The sequence below is a fragment of the Paludibacterium sp. genome, assembly GCF_019232825.1.
Classification (GTDB): domain Bacteria; phylum Pseudomonadota; class Gammaproteobacteria; order Burkholderiales; family Chromobacteriaceae; genus Paludibacterium.
The window spans coordinates 1-21,592 of the sequence record NZ_JAFAND010000047.1 but is presented as its reverse complement, the minus strand read 5'-3'; the positions used below and the strand labels follow the sequence as shown (position 1 = coordinate 21,592).

Genomic DNA, 21,592 nt, shown 5'->3' with positions numbered 1-21,592 from the left:
CCACATGGGGAAAATGCTCGCGCAACTGATTCAAAATGGCGAAGCCATGCGTATCGATATCACCCCAGTAATGGACCGTGCATGCCGCCAGCCACTGCGCGCGCGACAAGATATCCCATCCATATCCGGAGCCGAAAATGGCCATTGTCTCTGGCATCAGTGGCAACGCCAGGAAATTGGTCTCGTTTTCGGTAATCAGCACCCGCCGCACATCGATAGCCAATCGGCTGAAACTGTCGGCATCCAACGCCATGTCCGGGCAGCGGGTGCCCGGAATGGTTTGAATATCGGGGTCCAAAATACGGCAACGGATTCGCCCGGGTTTTTCCAGAAACCCATAACGGGCGGCAAACTGGGCTACGCCGCTGCGGGTAACGTCGACACTGCTCTCGGGCAGTGCCAAGTCCAGCAGTTCGGCCAATACCGCGCGATGGCGCTCGATAAATTTGCTGTGTACGCCGGGCAAATCCACTTGGCGCAAATAGATCCCGGGTCGAGGATGCTGTTGCAGCCAATTCACCACCGCCAGCAATCGAGACCAATCGGATTGCAAGGCCAACGCCTGCAGAGAACGTTTTTCCAGCCAGGGCAACAATAGCGGACACTGCTGCCGCGTCATTTCAAGCAGCATGGCAAAGCTGCGCCATTCGCGCCATTTGCCGAGCCAAGTCAGCGCGTCGTCCATCGAATCGATCCAGGCCTGCGAAGGCAGCTTCTGCGATCCCTGCACGCGATGGCGAACTTCCTGCCACTCCAAACGGATGGGGTGGGCATTGGCCAACGCCGCCACCCAGGTGCGCACGGCGTCGAAATGCTCAGCGACCTCCTTCGAGGTAGGGCCTTTGACCATCAAACGCAAAGGAAAGCGGGCATTGCCCGTCACGGCATCGCGCAGCAGATCACCGCGGTCCCACATCCGCGTCAGTTGCGCCTTCAAATCGCTCGGAGAGGTCCACGATGTCACGACAAAAACGCCTGTCTGCCCGACCCGGGTGTCACCGCAGCCTCCTGGGCCTTTTGTGCCCGATAGTCCTCGATGGCCAAGTTACGCAGCTTGGAAGACCGGCCGCCTTCGTTGTGGACAAAGCCCACGCTGGATACGAATGGCTCAATGATATGGATTTTCTGCAGCGGGGTGACGATCAGCAATTGCAAATTGAGCTGCTGGAACAATTGCAGGCCATATTGGGCCGATTCGTCCGAACCGCGGCCGAACGCCTCGTCGATGACGACGAAGCGGAAGGAACGCGAACGCACGGCCCCCCACTCCAAACCAAATTGATAGGCGAGGCTGGCGGCTAGGATGGTATAGGCCAGTTTTTCCTTCTGCCCGCCGGACTTGCCGCCGGAATCCGAATAATGGTCATGCTCGGTATCATCCGCGCGCCAGCGCTCGCTGGCCGCGAACAAAAACCAGTTGCGCACGTCCGTCACTTTGACGGTCCAGCGCCGGTCTTGCTCCGATAAGCCTTCCCGGCCACGGAAGCGATCAATGATCGCCTTGACTTGCAGGAACTTGGCTTCGGAATACTGGGCGTCTTCCGAGCCCGTCACGGCTCCCTCGGTGCAGGCGCGCAGCTCTTGCTGGAAATCGCGAATCTCCGCGTCCGGGGTAACTTGGGATTCCAGCACGATATAGCGTCCGGGGTTGTAATCGATCTCGCCCAGCGATTTGTTGATGTGGGCGATGCGCTCCTTGATGGTTTCGCGCTCCCGCGCCAGTTGCGCGTTGAAATTGGCGATTTCGTTGATGGTGTTGACGTTCAACAACTCCTTGAAGCGGGCCACGAAACGCGGCAAGTCGTCCCGGTTCAACTTATCGAGCAAGTTTTCGTATTCGAAAGCCGCTTCCAGGCTGGCGTCCATCTCGGCGGTTTCAAGCTTGTAGGCGTCCTTGAACGAGGCCATCGCCTTAATGATTTTTTCAGCCAGACGGCTAACGGTCTTGGTTTCGTTATCGATCCGGGTTTGTAGCCAGCCGCGCACGTCCTGTTCGCGATTGTCGCACGACTCCACGGTCAACTGATGCGCCCCCAGGGCCTCGGCGCACAAGGCTTCCAACGTGGTATGCAGATCCGCCTCGACGGCGGCATCCTGAACCAGCGAGGCCGTCTGCAACTGCAGGGACTGCGCGTCCGATTGACGTTGCTCCACCTTGGCGCGCCGATCTCGCGCGGATTGCAGCTCGTTCTCGGCGTCCTGCTGCGTCCGCCGCAATTCAAGCAACCGTTCGTTAAGTTGTTTCAGAATGTCGGACGCCTGTTCCAGCTTGCAACGCTCGTCCTCAAGGCGGGCAATGTCCGCTGTCTCGCTCGCCCAGTCGAGTTCTTCGAAGCTGGAGAACTCCTCCAGACGCGTCAAGGCATCCAGACGCGCCAGCAGGCTCTTGCGTTCGCTGTCGATCGCGCCGATTTGACGGCCGATGTCGCCCAAACGGCTTTCCAACTGACTGCGCTTACTTTCCAGCGCATCGATCTTGGCGCTGTTGCTCCAGCCGAGCACATAACGGCTGCGATCGGAGATCGCATGCCGGTCATCCTTCTCGTGCCGGCCGCTCGGGTCTTTGATCTGGCCGGCACGGGTAATGGCGCGGGCCTCTCGGCGAAACTGCTCCTGCGAGACGCAGCAGGCCACATCGAATCGGTGCGCGAGCTCCCGCTCCAGCCAATCGTAATAAGGCGAATCAGGCTTGATCGCCAGTTTTCGCACCAAGGAATCGCGATGCGGCGGCGGCAGGTCCAAAGCCCTGCGCGCGCGGACGTGAAAGTAGACCAAGCGCCCGCGCAGATGGCTGCCATCCACCCACTCGGCAACCGCCTTGTAATGCGTCTCCGGCACCAGCAACGACAGACCGAAGCCGCGCAACAACCGTTCGGCGGCGCCCTCCCAGTCACGCTCGTCTTCCCGCACTTGGATCAGTTCCCCGGCAAAAGGCATCGAACTCTCATCCAGCCCCAGCGCGGCACACATCGCGGCGCGAATCCGGATCTGCTGGTCGTCGATATTGCTGCGCCGGCGTTTCAGACTGTCGATTTCCGCCGTCAGCTGCTCGTGCTCCTGTTTGCCCTGCCGCAAAGTCACGCCGTGTTCGGTCAAGGCGTTCTGCAGGTCCACCTCTCGGCTGCCGGCTTGCTCGCGCCACACTTTGAACTGCGCCCGCTGGCCGGCAAAGGCCGTCTCGTCGGAGGCGGCGGGCTCGCCCAGCATGGCGGCCAGCTCGCCGTAACGATCCGCTTTGATCTTACGGGCATCCCGCAGTTGCGCCTTCTTGCGGATCTCGGCCGCAAGCCGCTCCAGACGGTCACCGCCGTTGCCGCTGATGGCCAGCTTCAACTCGTCGACCTGAACACCGGCCTCGGCACGAACGATGTCCCAGCGCCGCACTTGCGCATCGGCCTTGCTCCATTCGTCCTGCAGCAGCGCCAAGCGCTTGTCCAGCAGCGCAAGCTTCCGTTGCCCAAAATAACCGCGCAGGCTGTCCCGGCAAAGGCGCAAGTGCTCGACATTGGCCGCCAATTCGCCATGACGCCGGCTGTCGGCAACCAGCGGCGCGAGCAAGGCCGCCTGGGCTTGAGCCTTAAGGACCGCCTGATGGGCGCGGTTGAGGTCATCGAAATGTCCAATCAGCGCTTGCAGACGCGGGGCCACATCGAACGGCTCCAGCATGTGACTGCGAACGAAATCGGTCAGATTGCCGACGGACTTCATCGATACCGTCTGGTGAAACAGCTCCAGCGCCTGATCGTTCTCGATGCCGAAGCGGCGCCGAAACCAAGCGGCATAGGGCGGAAAACTATCGTGCAACTCGGCGCCCGCGCCGCGCAGCTTCTTGCGCAAGGCGGCGATGTCGGCGCCGAAGTCGGCAAAGTCTTTCGCGATCGTCAGGTCGCGTTCGGCGCCCAAGAAAAACCGGGCTGGCTGCCCCTGAGCCTCCTTCATCCAGAAAACCTGCGCCAAGCTCACCGTCTGGTCGTACCCCGCGTTGTGGAACACCCCCAGAATGACGGAATAGCTGTTGTGATCGCGCAAAGCGACCGGCTTGGCCGTGCCCGTGACTTCATTACGTTCCGACTTGTAATGCCCAAGCACATAGGACCGCAGACTGCGCTCCTTGCTGTCCGCGCCGGCAGCCTTGTTGTAGGCGATGCGCTGGGCCGGCACCAGTAACGTGGTAATGGCGTCGACCAGCGTGGACTTGCCGGAACCGATGTCGCCGGTCAGCAGCCCGTTTTCGCCATCCAGCCGCAAAGTCCAAACGCGTCCGTCAAAGGTCCCCCAGTTGAACACTTCGAGCCGGGACAACCGGAACCCCGACAGGGCGTCGTCCGCCAAAAAATCCAGCCCGGGCGATTGCGTTTCAGTCATCGCTGCTTCCTTTGACGGTGCCGGACAATGCCGATTGATAGGTGGCGAGCCTGTCGTCGAACTCGGCCAGCCATTGCGCATCGACGAAGGCCTTCAGAATGCGCCTCACCTCGTAATGGCTCGGCCCGGCAGCACTGCCGGCAACCTTGAGCTTCTTCAGAAAACCGAGCTCCACCACCTTGTTGAGCGTGTTTTCGATCTGATCGATCAACTTGACCTCGTTGGTACCGTCTTGTAGAAACACCCGCACCAACTCGACAATCTCGTCGAGCGACAGCACCAGACGCGTATCGCCGCCGCCGGCATCGAACTCCGCCAGTTTTTTGCGCAGCAATGCCAACAACAGGCTGACGGGAAAGGACAAAGGGCGCCGTACGATCAACCGCGGCAAGCGCGGCGCCGGGTCATCCGCCGCGGGCTCCGGGCGGCCTTTCAAAAAAGCGTAGCCCTCGGCCTCATCCAGCATCAACTCCAGATTCAGCACGGCGGCATACTCGCGCACTCTCGCTTGCAGATTCAGCAGGGCCGTCCACTGGCGCTCGTCCTGCTCCCGATACTGCACGCCTTTGAGCAACCCGATCAGCAGAATCGACAAATCGGGCTCGGGCTGTGGGACGGGTGCGCAGTAGGTCAAGTCCTGTTCCATTGCTTGCATGTTCCTCGAATGAATAAGCTCTTCGCCTTAGCGAAGGAAAATGACTCTCGGTAGGCGCGCGATCCGGTCGACCGGCACGCCACCGCTGTTTAGCGCATGCCAACGGATCTGCTCCTCCGTGTTTTCATCCACCATCACGTGGAATACCTCACTGCCGACTTGCAGATAGGCCACCAGTTCAGCCAACCCTTGTTGCAGCGGTTGGGACGCGACCAGCTCATTCAAAGTCACCTGGGCCTTGCCCTGCAACGCATGGCGAATATGCCGCAGCAGCCTGGCCTTATCGACCACCACCTGATCGAACAAGGCGGACGGATCGACATCCTCATCCCCCGCCAGCAGCGCCAAGCCGGCAATCACCGGTTTCAATGCCGGCGTAAACAACGGCCGTTCCATGACGAGTTCGATCTCGGCCTGCGCAGCAGGCATTTCCATGACGACACCCGTCGGCGCATGCTCTCGCAACGCCAAGGCCTTGCTCTCGATGCCGTGCAGGATATCCATGATGCGGCGGTTTTCCAGCCAGGCCTGGTCATCCAGAAAACGGCGCAGCTGCTGCGACAGTGCCGCCACCATTCGCTGAGTATGCTCGCCGGCTTCCAGCCAGTCATAATGCACACGCCGCATTCGCCCGTCAGGCTGCATGGCGGCCACCGCGGGCAAAGCCAGAACCTGGTCGAGCAGGACAGTCAGCTCCTCTTGCCGCCGGCTGGACAGCAAAAAGTCCCAGAACGCGCGGAAGCTCTTGCCTTGGTCCGAGTCGGCGATCGCGTCCCGTTCACCCATGATTTGCTCCAGCAGCGCGCCCTTACTTCCCTCCCACAAGGCGATGTGCTCGCGCACGCGCCGGTCCAACTGGCGAAAGTTGTGTTCCACCTCGCGAAAATCGGCAAGCAACTCGCGGGCGCCTTGCATGAATTGCTGAAAACGGTCTTTCAGCGCCGTGTCGTCGAGCACAGGCATGTCCCCCGCCTGGACGCGCGCCATTTCGGCATCGATCTCGGCGCGCTTGCGCTGCAACTCGGCGAGACGTTTGGCCGGATCGACCTCGCTCCCCTCGCACATCTGCTTGAGCAAATCGAACAACGTGAGCAGGCGCGATTCCGTGCCGACGAACTGTCGTTCCGACAACTGCGCCAGCCAGGCAATGGCCTTTTCGGTCGCTGGCGTCAGATCGAACTGCGCCTCGTCGGTGCCCGACTTATAGAACTTGCGCAGCCAGCCCTTCTCCGACGCGGCCCAATCATTCAAGTAATCCAGCGCGGGCTTGGGAAACGCCGCCTCGCCCAGCTGTAAGCGCAAGGCATAAAGCTCGTCCTCCAATGCCTCGGCCAAGTCCGCCGCCGCCATGACGCGCACATTGGGCGCAACGAACACGCGGTGTAAAAAGCTGGCCACCAGCGGCGCATGGTCGGAGCGCAGCAACCGCCACGCGGGGTGGTGGATACGCAGGGTCTCAAGGGAGGAGAATTCCAATGGCATTATTTTCTCAACAGTTATCCATGGCGGACGCCGGCTGCGCACGCGCAGAAATAACGCAAACGGGCGGCTTGAAAGTGTAGCATCCCCCGCTGCGCAAAGAAGCATTTCCCATTTCGACATGCAACCGAGCACGCCCACTGGTGATAGGATGCCTGCTCGTCAGTGATCCTCCTTTTGGGAACGGCAGAACCATGGAACTAGAGCGCTACATCGAAGAGCTGCGTCAGCTGGTCAACACCGATAGCGGCACCGCCACCCTTAGCGGTGTTGCCAAAATGGCCGAGATGATGCGGCAAAAATACCGCGACATGGGGTGGCACACGGAGCGGGTCGACCTCGGCGACGACGTCGGTCCTGGGGTGTGGGCCACCAACAAGCCAGGCGCCGAGCAATTCGATGTGCTGCTGTTCGGCCACATGGACACGGTTTTTCCCGAGGGCACCGCGGCGGCTCGCCCCTTCACGGTAGAAGGCAACATCGCGCGCGGCCCCGGCGTCGCCGACATGAAATCGGGCTTGCTCAGCATTGTCTACGCGCTGCGCGCGCTCGACCAAGCCACCCTCGACCGCCTGGCGATTGGCGTGGTGATGAACGCGAGCGAGGAAGTCGCCTCCGATCGCGCGCGCGACTGGATCGCCGACTGTTCGCAGAAAAGCCGATGTGTGCTGGTCTTTGAGGGCGCGCGCGCCGACGGCTCGCTGGTCAAAGCGCGCAAGGGCATCAGTTCGATTCAAATCGACTTCAAGGGCGTCGCCGCCCATGCCGGCAACGATCCGCAAAAAGGCCGCTCCGCCGTGGTCGAAATGGCCCACTGGATTCAAGCGCTCGCCGGGCTGAACGACTACGCCGCCGGCACGACGGTCAACGTCGGCACGGTGAACGGCGGCACGGCCAGCAATGTCGTGCCGGATCACGCCAGCATGATGGTCGACGTCCGCTTCTGGAAAACCAGCGAAGCCGAAAAAATCGAACAGGCGCTGGCCACGTTGCAAAGCAAGACCTTCACCCCCGACATCACGGTCACCGTGACGCGGTTGGCGTTCAAACCGGCGATGGAAGTGTCGGGCGATACCAAGGGATTGATGACGACCGTCGAGGAAATCGGCGCCGCCATGCATCTGCCCATCCGCTGGAGCGCGGTCGGCGGCGGCTCGGACGCCAACATCAGCGCCAGCCTCGGCATCCCCACGCTCGACGGCCTGGGCCCGATCGGCGCGAATTACCATGGCGAGGCCGAGTATATGCAGCTCGATAGCGTGATGCCCCGTATCCAACTCGCCGTGCAGCTGCTGCAGCGGTTGTGAGATTGAACTGACCATGGGGGGCTAAGAATCTCTAACAAAAGCACCGGCCAGGTTTTGTAGCGTGCATTCGCCGCAGGCAATGCACGTCTTGAGCGAGTCCTCAGGCCGTGCGTTGCTTCGCGAACGCACGCTACCCAACCACGGTATGTGTTCTGTTAGAGGTTCTAAGTCCCCCTGCGGCAGCACAATTGCTGTTGTATTCACTCCGCATTGGTACGTGGCTCCATGATTTGGTTCGTGCCGATGGCTAAATCAAACCCAGGCACGGTACGCATAAATTTCTGCATCCAAATCGGCAGGAAGCCAAAGCCTTGTGCCAAATCCTGGCGAATGGCTTTGCCATGGACCGGGTCCGCCAACAGTGCAGCCAAACACTGGCGTATGCGCTCGTTTTGTGCCGGCAGCATATCCTTCAACCAATGAACGGCCTGCACCACGCGCATAGCAGGCCGTCATGCCATCCACCAACAAGCGGATCTGATCCCGGCGAGCGATGGCATCGAGAATGGCGCGATAGTCCGGTGCAACCGGGCGCTTGGTAAGGGGGTTGATGACAGGCGCGTCGTATAGCCCGCGATCGATTCGGCGCAACTCACCCTTTGCCGCCATACGCTGCAGCGCTTTATCGATCACGTCGCGCGGCACCCATACATGGCCAGGGCCGATTTCATCAATACGCTTGGCGATCAACTGAGGTGCAGTCGACACAAGCCTTTCCTCCCAAGAAAACACACAAATTTCGGACAAATAACCAGTTCCTAGCACGCATCGACGAGCACAAAGTCCCGGCCCTCCTTTTGGATATGTGCAAAGCCGGCTTCCCCCAGGTGCATGCCGGCGATGCACAGCCCCTCCGTGGCCGCCACGTCGAGCAGCCGCGCCCGCGTCGCCGCCGAAAGCGCCGGGTCGTGATCGAAGGCGATCGACACCTGCGGCCGGGCAATCTGGATGCGGGGGAAATGGACGACATCCCCCCATACCAGCAGGCTTTGCGCGCCGGACTCGAACCGGTAACCGGTGTGCCCGGCCGAATGGCCCGGCAGGGGCATGGCGAAGATGCCCGGCAAGACTTCACCCTCCCGTATCGTGCGCAGCTGCGGACGGTAGACGTCGAAGACTTGTCTTGCCAGCAAAAAATTACCCCGCGCCCGTTCGGCCGCTCGGCTGAGATGGCCGTCGTCTTGCCAGAAAGCCACTTCACGGTCGTTGACGATCAGCGCCGCATTGGCGAAGCGGGCATGGCCATCGGCGTCGAGCAGCCCGCCGACATGGTCCGGATGGGCGTGCGTCAGCAGCACCGTATCGATGGCGGCCGGATCGACACCGGCCTCGGCCAAAGCGGCGGGCAGACGGCCGCCCCACTGCTTGAATCCGCCGGCCCCGGCGTCGATCAACACTGTGCGGCCACGACCGCGAACCAAATAGCCATTGATATGCACGGCGTCAGGCGGATGCGCGCCGGCGGCAATCTGCATGGCCGAGGCGTCGTCCGGATCGATATTCGACAGCAACGTCAAACTGGCGCTGAGATAGCCGTCGCTGACGGCGGTGATCACGTAATCGCCGATTTGCCGGCTGGGAAAGTTGGCGATGGACATGGGTCGTCTCCTCAGCGCGTCGCGTGAATACAAGGCGCGAATGCCACGCCATTGCACCGCTGCGGAGGAAACACTGTGAGACGGAGAATTCCCAGCAACGCCGCATTGATCGCCTTCGAGGCTGCCGCGCCTGCACCGTCGGCAAAACCCCGAGGCCTGGCAACGCTATGCGCAAGAGACCGGCATAACGCTCACGCACCCGGCGGTCGGCGCGCGTTACGATCTGCACGCCATGCTGATCGAGGCCGCGCTGTCCGGGCTGGGCGTGGCGCTGGTGCCGCGCCTATACGTCGAAACCGCCTTGGCCGAGGGCCGGCTTGTCGCGCCGTGGCCGGAAGCGCGATCGATCGCCAAGAATTTTTGCCTGGTCCTGCCCGCGCCGATCGCGTTGTGCAACGCGCCGCTGCAGGCGTTTGCGCATTGGCTGTTGGCGGAGGCTCAAACCCCTTCCGCTTTGCCCGGCAACATCTCCAGCAGCGCGCGCGCCGCATAAGACAAGCTGGCGCCGCGCCGCCACACCAGCACCAGGCGCCAGCGCAGGGCGTCGCCTTCCAACGGCACCATCGTCACGCCATCGACCATGTGGTGCGCGGCCACCACCGCCGGCAGCAGCATGGCGCCGGCACCGGCCAGCACCAGCGCCAGGCCGAAACTGGGCTGGCCGATATAGGCCACTTCGCGCGGCGTGAAGCCGGCGCCGAGGCAGGCCTGATGAATCAAGCGGTTCAAGACGAAGCCGTTCTCGAACAACACCAGCGGCGTGTCGGCCAAGTCGGCCAGCGCCAACTGCCGCCGCGTGGCCAACGGATGCGAGCGCGGCAAGGCCACGACCATCGCCTCGTCGCGCACGAAGGCCATGTCGAGATCGTCGTGCGACAGCGGCAGAATGGTGGCGGCCAGCTCGATCTCGCCGGAGCGGACCGCTTGCGCCAGCTCGTCGCCGCCGCGCTCGCGCAGGCGCAGCGTGATGGCCGGGTAACGCTCCCGGTAACGCGCGATCACCGGCGCAAAAATCTCGGCGCTGCCCAGCGGCGGCAGACCGATGCTCAGCTCGCCCCCCTGCAGCCCGCGCTGCGCCACCAGCGCTTGCAGCATCTGCTCGCGCCCCTGCAACAATTGCCGCGCATGCTTGATCACGACTTCCCCCGCCGCGGTGATTTTCAAGCCGACGCCACGGCGGCCGCGTTCCAGCAGCACGACGTCGAGCTCTTCCTCCAACAGCCGGATCGCCTTGCTCAAAGCCGGCTGCGTCACATGCAGGCGCTCGGCGGCGCGGGCATAGCTGCCGCAAGCCACCACTTCATCGAGATATTTCAGTACGCGTAGATCCATTACATAACTATAGGATATGCAATCTATCAAATACATTCATTTTATCTATTTATTTCCGCGCTCTATACTCTCATCTTGATTATGAAGACGTGCGTTCTTCGCGAACGCGCTGCAAAGTGAGTGTTGTCGTGAAAGCCTTCCATGTAATCACCACCGCGGGCCAGGTCGCCCTGATCTGGGCGCTGCTGTGGGCGTGCAATCTGCTCGTGGCCCGTGTCGGCCTGCCGATTCCCGGCAGTGTGGTGGGGTTGGGTCTGATGGCCGTGCTGCTGATCACCAAAGTCGTGCCGGAAAAACTGGTCGCCCTCGGCTGCACCTGGCTCTTGGCCGACATGTTGCTGTTCTTCATCCCGCCGGTGATTTCGGTGTTGAAATACCAACAGCTGGTCAACCATAGCGGCGTCGGCCTGGCGGTCATTTTGATCGGCGGCACCGCCATCGTCATGGCCGGCACCGCGCTGGCGGTCGACCGCGTGTTCGCGTACGAGCATCGCCTGCGGCAGGAGAAAAGCCATGTCTGATCTGTTTTGGGCCGTGCTGAGCCTGCTGATGACCGTGTTGTTTTACATCGTGGCCAAGACGATGTACCGCCGCACCAAAAGCTTCTGGTTTACCCCGCTGCTGGCCGCGCCGATCGCGGTGCTGGCGCTGGTGATGCTGCTGCGCATCCCGCTGCCCGACTACTTCATGTACACCCACTGGCTGGTGGCGCTGCTCGGCCCGGCCACCATCGCCTTCGCCTTGCCGATCTACCGCCAGCGCCACATGATCATGCGCTATCCGCTCACGCTCGCCGCCGGCGTCGGCACTGGCTTGATTCTTGGGCTGCTGTCCAACTGGGGGCTGGCGCGCTTGCTCGGCTTGCCGCCGGTGCTGGCGCGCAGCCTGCTGCCGCGCTCGGTCTCGACGCCGTTTGCCATTCTGGCCTCGAGCAACTTCGGCGGCCTGCCTGACATCACCGCGCTGATGGTGGTGTTTACCGGCGTCATCGGCATGCTGTGCTGCGAACCGATTTACAAGCTGATCCGCATCCGCAGCGCACACGGCCGCGGCGCCGGCCTGGGCTCGTCGTCCCACGGCGCCGGTACCGCCAAGGCGCACGAAATTGGCCAGGAGGAGGGTGTCGTCTCCAGCCTGACCATGGTTTTCGTGGGTATTTTGATGGTGCTGCTATCCCCGCTGTTCGCGCAGATTCTTTCCTAAGCGCCCTCAGGCGCCGGCGTTCACCAGATCGAGCGCCAGCGCCTCGGCCACCTTGATGCCGTCCACACCCGAAGACAGAATCCCGCCGGCGTAACCGGCGCCCTCGCCCGCCGGATACAAACCGCGGACGTTGAGGCTTTGCAGGTCTTCGCCGCGCGTGATGCGCAACGGCGAGCTGGTGCGGGTTTCCACGCCGGTGAGCACGGCGTCGTTCATCGAGAAGCCGCGGATTTTCTTATCGAAGGCCGGAATCGCCTCGCGCAGCGCGGCGATGGCGTAGTCGGGCAAGGCGGTGGCCAGATCGGTCAGATGCACGCCAGGCTGATAAGACGGCATCACCGAGCCCAGCTTGGTCGACGGACGCCCGGCGAGGAAGTCGCCCACCAATTGGCCCGGCGCTTCGTAGGTGCCGCCGCCCAGCTCGAAGGCGCGGCTTTCCAACGCGCGCTGGAAGGCGATGCCGGCCAGCGGGCCGCCCGGATAGTCGTCCGGCGTCACGCCGACGACGATGCCGGCGTTGGCATTGCGCTCGTTGCGCGAATATTGGCTCATGCCGTTGGTCACCACGCGGCCCGGCTCGGAGGTGGCGGCCACCACTTGGCCGCCCGGACACATACAGAAGCTGTACACCGAGCGGCCGTTGGCGGCGTGGTGCACCAGCTTGTAATCCGCCGCGCCGAGAATTTCGTTGCCGGCGTACTTGCCCCAGCGCACCTTGTCGATCAGCGTTTGCGGGTGTTCGATGCGGAAGCCGACCGAGAACGGCTTGGCCTCCATGAAGACGCCGCGCTCGTGCAGCTTTTCAAAGGTGTCGCGCGCGCTGTGGCCCAAGGCCAGCACCACGTGGTCGGCGCGGATCTGCTCGCCGCTGGCCAGCGTCAGGCCGCGCAGCTTGCCGTCCTCGATCTCGAAATCGGTGACGCGTTGTTGGAAACGGATTTCCCCGCCCAGCGCCTCGATCTCGGCGCGCATCTTCTCCACCATGCTCACCAAGCGGAAAGTGCCGATGTGCGGCTTGGCGATGTACAGAATTTCTTCCGGCGCGCCGGCCTTGACGAACTCGGTCAGCACCTTGCGGCCGAGAAAGCGCGGGTCCTTGATCTGGCTGTAGAGCTTGCCGTCGGAGAAGGTGCCGGCGCCGCCTTCGCCGAACTGGACGTTGGACTCGGGATGCAGCGTGTTCTTGCGCCACAGGTCCCAGGTGTCTTTGGTGCGCTCGCGCACCTTCTTGCCGCGCTCCAGCACCAGCGGCTTAAAGCCCATTTGCGCCAACACCAGCGCGGCGAAAATACCGCAGGGGCCGAAGCCGACCACCACCGGCCGCAACGGCAAATTGGCCGGCGCTTGCGCCACGAAGTGGTAATCGGTGTCCGGCGTGGCCAGCACGTGCTGGTCGTCTTTGAATTTCGTCAGCAGCTGCGCTTCGTTGGCGACGTCGGCGTCGACGATGTAGGTGAGCACCATCATCGATTTGCGCGCGTCGTAACTGCGCTTGAACACGGTAAACCCGTGCAGATCGGCGGCGGGGATGCCAAGGCGCGCCACAATGGCGGCCTCCAGGGCTTCCGGCTGATGTTCCAGCGGAAGCTTCAATTCGGTTATGCGCAACATAGTGTTTCCAAACGAGGTTGGTGGCTATTCAACAAGCGCGTATTGTACCGGCGCGGGGCGAAAGGGAGAAAGGCGATATCGGGATTTTTACGCAAACCCGCCTGCCCGAGCTGATATGCTTACGGCTAATCCCCCTTCTGCGAGAACATCATGTCTGATACCGCTTTACTGGTGATTGACGTACAGGTCGGTGTGGTCGACGGCGAATTGCGCGCTGCCCGGCTGGATGCCGTGCTCGATCATCTCAACCTCGCCATCGCCAAGGCGCGCCAGCGCGGCTATCCGGTGATTTTTGTCCAGCATGAGGACGACGACCTGCAGCGCGGCTCCGATGCCTGGCAACTTCATCCCAAGCTCGCGGTTCAGGAAGGCGATATTCGCGTGTTCAAACGCTTCGGCGACAGCTTCTGCGACACCGATCTGACCGAGCAACTGTCCGCCACTGAGATCAGCAAGCTATGGATAGGCGGCTGCGCCACCGATTTCTGCATCGACAGCACGTTGCGCAACGCGGTGTCGCGCGGGTATCAGGTGACGGTCATCCGCGACGGACATACCACACTCAGCGCCTTTGCCCTCAGCGGCGAGCAGGTCATCGATCACTTCAACGCCGCCTGGAGCGCCACGTCGGCCACGCCAAAGCCTTTGCGCGTGGTGACTGCTGCGGAACTCTAAAAAGATGGCGTATTGCCTGCGGCGAATACGCCCTACCCACCCTGCGTAGGGCGCATTCGCGCAGCAATGCGCCATTTTGCTAGTACGGCTCACAGCCTCCCGGCAGGGGGGCTGTCACCCCACGCGGGTTGAGACGGCAGGGCATCGATCAAGGCCGGGCGTCCCAGCAGATAGCCCTGCGCCTTGTTGACCTGCAATTCCCGCAAAGCCCGCAGTTCCTCCACGGTCTCCACCCCCTCGGCGACGATCTTGCTGCCCGTTTCCTCGGCGAACCGGATCAGCGCCCCGGCGAGGGCCCGGCACCCTGTATCGCTGTCGATTTGCCGGATCAAGCTGACATCGAGTTTGATGACGTCCGGCTGCAACTTGAGGATATGGCGAAAACTGGCGTAGCCCGCGCCGGCATCGTCCACCGCCAGCTTCAAACCACTGTCCCGCAACGGCTTCAGGGCGGCGGCGATCTGAACATAATCGTCGACGGAAGTGTGCTCGGTGACTTCCAGCATCAGGCGGTCGAGGGGAAAGCCCGCCAGCACCGCATCGAGGGATGCCTTTCAGAATGGTCGCGGGCGAGGCGTTGAGCGACATATAGGTGTCGTCCGGGAAACGAGCCAGCCCCTGCAGCGCCTTGCGAATGGCCGCCAACTCCAGCGCCTCTTGCAAACCGACTTCCGCGGCTTCGTTGAACCAGACGTCCGGCGGGCGGATCGGCTCGGCCAAGAAGCGCGTCAGCGCTTCGTAGCCGACGATCTTATGCTGGGCAATATGGATGATCGGCTGGTAGACGATGTTGAAGCGCTCCGCGTCCAGCGTCTCTTGCAGACGGTCGACGATCAGCTGGTGGCTATGGCTTTCCTCGATCTGCTGCTCCATCAACTTGCAGGTGATTTCCGCGAACAGCCGCAAGGTGCGGATGTCGCGGTCGTTCAAAGTGGCATCGGGGGACATGGAGAAGCAACAAAACGTGCCGTAGAGCTGGCCATCGCTGAAGCGGATGGGCACGCTCAAATGGGCGCCGACCGGCAGCGCGGTCGTCACCGGCAAGGTCAAGGCCTCGGGGTTTTGCTGGGCATCCCGGATCAGCTCCGGCAGACGGCCATCCACCACGCGCTGGCAATAGCTTTCTTCCAATGGATTCGAGTCGCCGACATCGATGATGGGGCGGATGTCCTCTGCGGTATCGACATAACGGAAGATCCGACGGCCACCCTTGAACTCGGAGATGAACGCGATTTGCATCCCAAGCAATGTCCGCACCGAATGCAGCGCATCCCTGATACTTTCGTCGGCCGTGCTATGGTTGATCGCCATGCCTGTCCTCGCTATGCCGATGCAGTAATACAACTGAGTATAGATGCGGCTGTACTGAAGTACATCAAAGGGTCGTTGAACCCATGGGGGCGGCAACTGTCGAGGAATCCTCGGTAGTTCAAATTAAGGGTTCCCGCCAGCCATGCGTAGCGTGCCTTCGCTCAGCAACGCACGGCCTCCTGTATGCACAAGACTCGATTAGGTATCGCACCTGTCGCACTTGATAGGGCCTGCTGACAAGAAAGCGGCATCAGCATTTTGAACCACCCCCTTCACCAGGGTGTCTTGCCCCATTCATGCCACGCAGAATTGGCAAATTGCAGAAGATTGCCTAATTTATGCGGCACCATGGCTAAAACAACGCTCCCCACCTTTCCTTCCGTACTCCGGCAACTCTCTGCCCTCGGCGAGCGCTTACGGCTTGCGCGCCTACGGCGCCGGATAACGGCGGAACTCTTCGCTGAGCGCATGGGTGTCTCGCGCGAAACTCTGCGACGGCTGGAGCATGGCGCCCCCAACATCGCCATAGGGACCTACATGCGCGCACTGCGAGTACTCGGACTCGATGGCGACATCGAAGGGCTCGCCCGCGATGATGAGCTTGGCCGCAAGCTGCAGGACCTCGCATTGCCCCAACCTCATGAACGCAAACGGACCACAAAGCCCAAAGCAAACCATGACTCAAGTGAATCGACTTGAGTTTGAAACACAATGGTTCGGCATGAACCTGGAAGTCAGCTGCTCGATTGCTACAAAGTAGGCATTAGTGTCCCGAGGGAACCGTTGGGGTCGTGTCGCAATGATGCAAAGCCCACGGCAGGCATGATATGTAAACACCCTCGGTACAGTGGTGTACTGTTGCTTCACACGATCAAGAAGTACCATGCTGTCGTCCATCGGCCACCCGGCCAGATTTTCGCCACCTTGACAGGCTCTACAAATTTTTGGGGTAGCGAACGCTTGTCCGGCCGCAGCGCCTTTCCAAGGCCCAATCTCTTCTGGAGCAGACTATGAGTTCGCCCGGTAGCCAGTTCTCCTTGTTTGAGTCTGTAGAAGCAATGCCCGTGGAACCAGCGGTATCTATTGTCGAAGAAGAGCGCCGCTTCAGTGATTATGTCGTGTATGTAGATGAAAGCGGAGACCACTCACTGGCAAGCATCGATGAGGGCTACCCGGTCTTTGTTCTGGCCCTGTGTATTTTCCACAAACGGCATTACAGCGAAAAAATCATTCCTGCGATTGAAAAGCTCAAATTCAATTACTTTGGGCACGATAGTATCGTGCTGCATGAAAATGAGATTCGTAAGCAGAAGGGTGCGTTTGCTTTCTTAAGCCACCGTCCGACTCGAGACATCTTCATGTCGGCCCTGAGTAACATCATGGAGGCCAGCAACTTCATTCTTATCACCTGCGTCGTGGATAAAGTCAGCATTGGCAAGGCGCAGGGTGCCGCCGACAATCCGTATCACATAGCCTTGGGGATTTGCTTGGCGTCACTACGAGCATTTCTGACGGAAAAGGGGCAAGATCATTTACAGACTCATGTGGTGGTGGAATGCCGAGGCAAGAAAGAAGACGCTGAGCTGGAGCTAGAATTTCGCCGCATTTGTGATGGTGACAACGTCAAAGGGCAGCGTTTGCCCTTTGAGATTATCTTCGCGGATAAGAAAACCAACCTGGCAGGCTTGCAGTTGGCAGATTTGGTGGCACGGCCAGTTGGTGTGAACTATCTGCGATCTACGCAAACAAACCAAGCGTTCGAGATACTTAAGAAGAAGTTTTACTGCAATGGCGGGCGCGAATATGTGGGACAGGGCTATGAGGAGGTGGGGTTGATGATATATCCGTCCCAAAAAGCGAAAGGCCCCGGTGAACCCACCGAGACCATGACGCCGACCGGGAACCCCCAATCCACTTAATGCTTATTGTATACCATTGGAAACAATTGGCAAATCTCAGTAGTGCTCCGAACAATTCGGCAGTCCAGCTTGGACAACAGTTCACACTATTAAAACAACACCTTTCGCAGCCCACGACAAACCTCTTCCCGCGCGGGAACTATGGTTGACAGCCCAAGCTAAGGACTCCCGCCTGGTGCGGCATACCGTACGGGTTCACCGAGGTGCAGTAGCTTAACGGTGCTTCACCCAAGATTGAATCCCTCCCCAATTTCTTTGTCAGATGCGGTTTGTGTGATGTCACCCCGTATGGGATGGAGGCAAACCGATGGAGATTTCAGCTAAGCAATTCGCAGCGGCAAACCACCAAGCGCTAGAACCGGCAGGCTCCTTTCCAGGGGCCGTAGCGGCACGCTATGACCGCCGAACTTCACGCGTCCTCATTACCCTGTCGTCGGGCCTGCAACTGGCGTTTTCGCCCGACCATGTTCAAGGGCTGGAGCATGTGCACCCGGCTGATTTACAAGACGTGCGAATCAGCCCGTCCGGCATGGGCATTTACTTCCCGCATCTTGATGTCGATTTATCCATCCCCGTGCTGTTACAGGCATTTCTTGGCGCCCCAAAACCCGAGCGCCGGCGCAACGCTCGGCGAGAAGCATTTAACCAAGCCACGTTGAAGGCATGGGAGGAATGCCAAGCACATGGCCAGTATGCAACCTTGGAAGAGGTCATCGCCTGGCTTGAGACATGGGGAGAAGAGGAAGAAACGACCAAAACCGTGAAGATCGGCATCATGCCGCAAGAGAAAATCCGTGAGCGCGTGCGGGCGATCGCCAGTGGCGACTACAAACCAACGCCCAACGAACCCAAGGTGTGGTTCACCTCGACCAAGTCACAGGCTGATTGGTGGTGATATTCATTCCCTCGCGATCTGAAAACCGGAATAACGGTAAACGCAAACGCCTGGCTGACTCTCCGGGCGTTTGAGCAGGGCGTGATCGCGCACATCGCGTCCTGTCCACCCACGCTGACGAGCGCACTGACTCGACTGACGGTAACCGTTGGAACAAGACGGTACAATAGGCCTTAGCCACGCACAAAAGCCAACGCCTTGAACTGCCGATCGGACCACTAATACATGAGCGAATTGATCCTCTACACCACCGAAGACGGCCGCAGCCAGATCAAGCTGCGTGCTGAGGAACAGACGGTCTGGCTGACGCAGCTGGAGATGGCGGAGCTTTTTGACGCAACCAAACAAAACATCTCGCTGCACTTGAAAAATCTCTTCCAGGATAGGGAGTTGGACCCGGCGGCAACTGTCAAGGAATCCTTGACAGTTCAAGCCGAGGGTTCCCGCCAGGTACAGCGGCCTGTGACGCTGTACAACCTGGACGCCATTCTGGCCGTAGGCTACCGGGTACGCTCCCCCCGCGGGGCGCAGTTCCGCCGCTGGGCGTCCACGGTACTCAAGGAGTATCTGCTCAAGGGCTTTGTGCTGGATGACGATCGCCTGAAAAACCCGGACGGCCGGCCGGATTACTTCGACGAGATGCTGGCGCGCATCCGTGATATTCGCGCTTCGGAAAAGCGCTTTTATCAGAAGGTGCGTGATCTGTTTGCCTTGTCGGTCGACTACGACAAGACCGACCAAGCGACTCAAACATTTTTTGCCACAGTACAAAATCTGTTGCTCTACGCCGTGACCGAACAGACGGCCGCGGAGCTGATCATGACCCGCGCCAACCCCGATGATAGCCACTTCGGCCTCTTGCATTGGCAGGGCGCCAAAGTACGCAAGCAGGACATCCTGATCGCCAAGAACTACCTGAGCGAAGACGAGATCGACACGCTGAACCGGCTGGTGGTGATCTTCCTGGAAACGGCAGAACTGCGCACCAAGCGGCGCGAGGCCATTCCAATGAGTTTCTGGCGACAGAACGTGGACCAGATCATCAGCAGCAACGGTTTTCCTGTGCTCACCCATGCGGGCAAGGTAAGCCACGCGCAAATGGAGCTGACGATGACCGCGTCCTACCTGGACTACGACCAGCGCCGTAAGCAAGACGAGGCACGCCAGGCCGATGCCCAGGATGAAGCCGAGCTAAAAACATTGGAAAACACCTTGAAGAGGCGCCCCCGAAAACCGTAGCCAGCATGGGGGGCAAGGCTAGAACCTGCCGATCAGCGCCCTCGGCCTGCGGGTCGGACATCCCCGTGGTGGAGCATGCCCACGAGGCCATCTGCAACAGGTGGCGGACCATTTCGAGGATATCCTCGAAATGGTCGAAATCGGCTCTTGCGCCAAGCGTGAGCTGCCCGGTCAGCCCCTACCGACAACGATTTCCTGCAAAATCACACACCAGTAATGCGTAGCGTGCGTTCGCGTAGCAACGCACGTTTTGTGCGCATCCTGAAGCCGTGCGTTGCTGCGCGAACGCACGCTACCCAATAAAGAGACAGGGTCCGGGACCGTAGAAGGGGGCAATCAACAGGAGAATCGGAAATGACCGAAAACCTATCCGCCCCAATAGTTTTGTGCTGCCGTTGGCAGGCTCGCCAGTGTCCGGCGCAGCACTTCTGGGTCGACGTTTTTTCGGAGGGCGATGGCTACCGCCTGAATGGCATCATCCGGGGAAAAATTATGCTGGCGGCGGACGGAGCGCACTTCGTCCAATAACGCCTCTGGCGACCCGAAATCGCGGATAGGTTGACTGGTATCCCACTGCTCGACAAACAGCGCCCGTAAAACGGGGGGCAACGCATCGGCGAACAGCAGCGCTTGCGGAACCGTGAGCCTGCTTCGGAAAGTCCGCAACACACCAACCACCATATTCCACGCCATATTGGTTGTAGCGAGACCCGCGGCGTCACGTGCATCGAGCATGAACTGCTCGAATTGCTTTGACGCGTTTTGGTACTCGAAAGGCAATGTCATGTCGTGCTCCTCTAGCGGCTACATTCCGCCGCCCTTGCAACGCTCCCACGTTACTCCGTCAGCCGTTAACCCTTTCACAACGGGCCATGTTGTCCGTCTTGCCTTTTGCACTGGTCGACCCTCAACCTCAATTCGGCAGCGCATGATCGAGACGCGACAATCATGAAATACATCATCCCGGCAATCTTCATTGTTTGGCTGCTTGACGCCAATGCACATACGGTCACTTTTCAAGGCACTCATCTTGTAAACATGTGTTCAATAAGGCTAATTTTGTCTGACGAGCCTGGAAATACTGCACAAATAGACGCCGGTGCTCATGTCCACATTACGCAAATAACATATACAATTGCAAATGATGACGATGATGACATGACTTTTTATCGCCCAACCTCATCTCATACTTTTAATCAGACTCACATATGCCGTTTAACAAAGTGTGGAGCACAAAGTGTGACGCTTGAGTGCCATGACAATAATAAGCCTGGCTATGTCACAACTGTCGTGTTTAGGGACTGACGGAATGAATAGAGAATTCTCAGGCTTCGTAACCCGCCAGCGCAAAAAGGGGAGATAGACATCCTATGCAAGAGATCGCTGCTTTTATCGGTATTGCCACCACGCTCGCGGTTGGCGCAGCCAGCCCCGGCCCAAGCTTCATCATGGTTGCGCGCACGGCGGTGACCACATCGCGCGCCGATGGCCTTGGCGCCGCTTTCGGCATGGGTATCGGCGGGCTGGCGTTTGCCACGGCCGCCCTGCTTGGGTTGAAGGGCCTACTATTGGCCGTGCCGTCGCTGTACCTATTACTTAAAGCAGTGGGTGGGCTGTATTTGGCGTATTTAGGGTTACGTATATGGCGGGGGGCGAAGACCGCGATCGATACGGCTGCCATGGCAGCGGACAGCGGCACGTCGACGGTACGTCGATCTTTACTGTTGGGACTGAGCACGCAGTTGAGCAACCCCAAAACGGCCGTTGTCTACGCCAGCGTGTTTGCCGTATTTCTTCCTGCCCATACTTCACCGGCATTCAACTTCGGCCTCGCCGGTCTGGTTTTCCTGATCGAAGCCGGATGGTACACATTGGTGGCGCTAACGCTCTCCTCGGCCAAGCCGCGCAATGTGTATTTGCGTTGCAAGACATGGATCGATCGGGCGGCAGGGGGCTTGATGATCGCGTTGGGACTGAAGCTGATTTCATCCGCCGGTCAGCAC

21 protein-coding genes and 1 pseudogene are annotated in these 21,592 nt (G+C 60.2%); 11 read left to right on the top strand and 11 right to left on the bottom strand.

Annotated elements, in window-relative coordinates; all coding sequences use genetic code 11:
• The 4 genes from JOZ06_RS05930 to JOZ06_RS05915 all read right to left on the bottom strand — a co-directional run.
• Positions 1-964: DUF3322 domain-containing protein (locus tag JOZ06_RS05930; RefSeq protein WP_293229951.1), on the bottom strand; the 964-nt coding region annotated here is incomplete at its 3' end.
• The gene (locus JOZ06_RS05925; RefSeq protein WP_293229949.1) at positions 961-4,365 is read right to left on the bottom strand and encodes an ATP-binding protein; all 3,405 of its coding nucleotides are present in this window, start codon (positions 4,363-4,365) and stop codon (positions 961-963) included. The genes JOZ06_RS05925 and JOZ06_RS05930, both read right to left, overlap by 4 nt.
• The gene (locus JOZ06_RS05920; RefSeq protein ID WP_293229946.1) at positions 4,358-5,011 is read right to left on the bottom strand and encodes a DUF4194 domain-containing protein; all 654 of its coding nucleotides are present in this window, start codon (positions 5,009-5,011) and stop codon (positions 4,358-4,360) included. Before JOZ06_RS05920 ends, JOZ06_RS05925 begins: the two co-directional genes overlap by 8 nt.
• Positions 5,012-5,047: 36 nt before the next feature.
• Positions 5,048-6,502 carry a DUF3375 domain-containing protein gene (locus JOZ06_RS05915; RefSeq protein WP_293229943.1) on the bottom strand — a complete coding sequence of 485 codons (1,455 nt, stop codon included), beginning with the start codon at positions 6,500-6,502 and terminating at the stop codon, positions 5,048-5,050.
• Positions 6,503-6,693: 191 nt separating this feature from the next.
• On the opposite strand from JOZ06_RS05915, the gene JOZ06_RS05910 reads away from it, so the two are divergent.
• The gene (locus tag JOZ06_RS05910) at positions 6,694-7,806 is read left to right on the top strand and encodes a M20 family metallopeptidase (RefSeq protein ID WP_293229940.1); all 1,113 of its coding nucleotides are present in this window, start codon (positions 6,694-6,696) and stop codon (positions 7,804-7,806) included.
• A gap of 252 nt (positions 7,807-8,058) precedes the next feature.
• Here JOZ06_RS05910 and JOZ06_RS05905 read toward each other — a convergent pair whose 3' ends face one another.
• Both JOZ06_RS05905 and JOZ06_RS05900 read right to left on the bottom strand, forming a co-directional pair.
• On the bottom strand, positions 8,059-8,514 hold the full coding sequence (locus JOZ06_RS05905) for a DUF6088 family protein (RefSeq protein ID WP_293229937.1): 456 nt from the start codon (positions 8,512-8,514) through the stop codon (positions 8,059-8,061).
• 50 nt (positions 8,515-8,564) lie between these two features.
• A complete protein-coding gene (locus JOZ06_RS05900; RefSeq protein WP_293229934.1) occupies positions 8,565-9,404 on the bottom strand; it encodes an MBL fold metallo-hydrolase in 840 nt (279 codons plus the stop codon).
• Between the two features lie 121 nt (positions 9,405-9,525).
• Here JOZ06_RS05900 and JOZ06_RS05895 point away from each other — a divergent pair, with 121 nt between their 5' ends.
• Complete coding sequence (locus JOZ06_RS05895; protein ID WP_366814458.1) at positions 9,526-9,897, top strand: LysR substrate-binding domain-containing protein; 372 nt, start codon at positions 9,526-9,528, stop codon at positions 9,895-9,897.
• Here the strand turns inward: JOZ06_RS05895 and JOZ06_RS05890 are convergent.
• Complete coding sequence (locus JOZ06_RS05890) at positions 9,843-10,736, bottom strand: LysR family transcriptional regulator (RefSeq protein WP_293229931.1); 894 nt, start codon at positions 10,734-10,736, stop codon at positions 9,843-9,845. The genes JOZ06_RS05895 and JOZ06_RS05890 overlap by 55 nt on opposite strands.
• Before the next feature lie 128 nt (positions 10,737-10,864).
• Here JOZ06_RS05890 and JOZ06_RS05885 point away from each other — a divergent pair, with 128 nt between their 5' ends.
• Entirely contained in the window at positions 10,865-11,257 is a 393-nt protein-coding gene (locus tag JOZ06_RS05885) for a CidA/LrgA family protein (RefSeq protein ID WP_293229928.1), read from the top strand.
• Positions 11,250-11,939, top strand: coding sequence for an LrgB family protein (locus JOZ06_RS05880; protein WP_293229926.1), 690 nt, complete (start codon positions 11,250-11,252; stop codon positions 11,937-11,939). The genes JOZ06_RS05885 and JOZ06_RS05880 overlap by 8 nt, the downstream gene beginning before the upstream one ends.
• 6 nt (positions 11,940-11,945) lie before the next feature.
• Here JOZ06_RS05880 and JOZ06_RS05875 read toward each other — a convergent pair whose 3' ends face one another.
• Entirely contained in the window at positions 11,946-13,550 is a 1,605-nt protein-coding gene (locus JOZ06_RS05875; protein WP_293229923.1) for an NAD(P)/FAD-dependent oxidoreductase, read from the bottom strand.
• A 150-nt stretch (positions 13,551-13,700) separates the two neighbouring features.
• Between JOZ06_RS05875 and JOZ06_RS05870 the strand changes: the two genes are divergently transcribed.
• Positions 13,701-14,225, top strand: coding sequence for a cysteine hydrolase family protein (locus JOZ06_RS05870; RefSeq protein ID WP_293229920.1), 525 nt, complete (start codon positions 13,701-13,703; stop codon positions 14,223-14,225).
• Positions 14,226-14,314: 89 nt separating this feature from the next.
• Here the strand turns inward: JOZ06_RS05870 and JOZ06_RS05865 are convergent, their stop codons facing one another.
• Together JOZ06_RS05865 and JOZ06_RS20665 are read right to left on the bottom strand one after the other, a co-directional pair.
• Positions 14,315-14,761 (bottom strand): EAL domain-containing protein, encoded by a 447-nt coding sequence (locus tag JOZ06_RS05865; RefSeq protein WP_293229916.1) that lies wholly within the window; start codon positions 14,759-14,761, stop codon positions 14,315-14,317.
• Between the two features lie 82 nt (positions 14,762-14,843).
• A pseudogene (locus JOZ06_RS20665) lies at positions 14,844-15,464 on the bottom strand (GAF domain-containing protein); the annotation flags it as partial.
• Positions 15,465-15,884: 420 nt separating this feature from the next.
• Here JOZ06_RS20665 and JOZ06_RS20660 point away from each other — a divergent pair.
• From JOZ06_RS20660 to JOZ06_RS05840, 4 genes are all read left to right on the top strand, one after another.
• Positions 15,885-16,235: a helix-turn-helix transcriptional regulator gene (locus tag JOZ06_RS20660; RefSeq protein WP_366515110.1), complete on the top strand. Its 351-nt coding sequence runs from the start codon at positions 15,885-15,887 to the stop codon at positions 16,233-16,235.
• A 311-nt stretch (positions 16,236-16,546) separates the two neighbouring features.
• Positions 16,547-17,455, top strand: coding sequence for a DUF3800 domain-containing protein (locus tag JOZ06_RS05850; protein ID WP_293229910.1), 909 nt, complete (start codon positions 16,547-16,549; stop codon positions 17,453-17,455).
• A 307-nt stretch (positions 17,456-17,762) separates the two neighbouring features.
• Positions 17,763-18,350: a DUF2442 domain-containing protein gene (locus JOZ06_RS05845; RefSeq protein ID WP_293229907.1), complete on the top strand. Its 588-nt coding sequence runs from the start codon at positions 17,763-17,765 to the stop codon at positions 18,348-18,350.
• 225 nt (positions 18,351-18,575) lie between these two features.
• A complete protein-coding gene (locus tag JOZ06_RS05840; protein WP_293229905.1) occupies positions 18,576-19,589 on the top strand; it encodes a virulence RhuM family protein in 1,014 nt (337 codons plus the stop codon).
• Between the two features lie 366 nt (positions 19,590-19,955).
• Here JOZ06_RS05840 and JOZ06_RS05835 read toward each other — a convergent pair whose 3' ends face one another.
• A complete protein-coding gene (locus JOZ06_RS05835) occupies positions 19,956-20,375 on the bottom strand; it encodes a DUF2267 domain-containing protein (RefSeq protein ID WP_293229902.1) in 420 nt (139 codons plus the stop codon).
• A 162-nt stretch (positions 20,376-20,537) separates the two neighbouring features.
• Between JOZ06_RS05835 and JOZ06_RS05830 the strand changes: the two genes are divergently transcribed.
• Both JOZ06_RS05830 and JOZ06_RS05825 read left to right on the top strand, forming a co-directional pair.
• Positions 20,538-20,894, top strand: a complete 357-nt coding sequence (locus JOZ06_RS05830; RefSeq protein ID WP_293229899.1) for a hypothetical protein — start codon at positions 20,538-20,540, stop codon at positions 20,892-20,894.
• Between the two features lie 65 nt (positions 20,895-20,959).
• A partial coding sequence (locus JOZ06_RS05825) for a LysE family translocator (RefSeq protein WP_293229896.1) occupies positions 20,960-21,592 on the top strand: 633 nt, incomplete at its 3' end.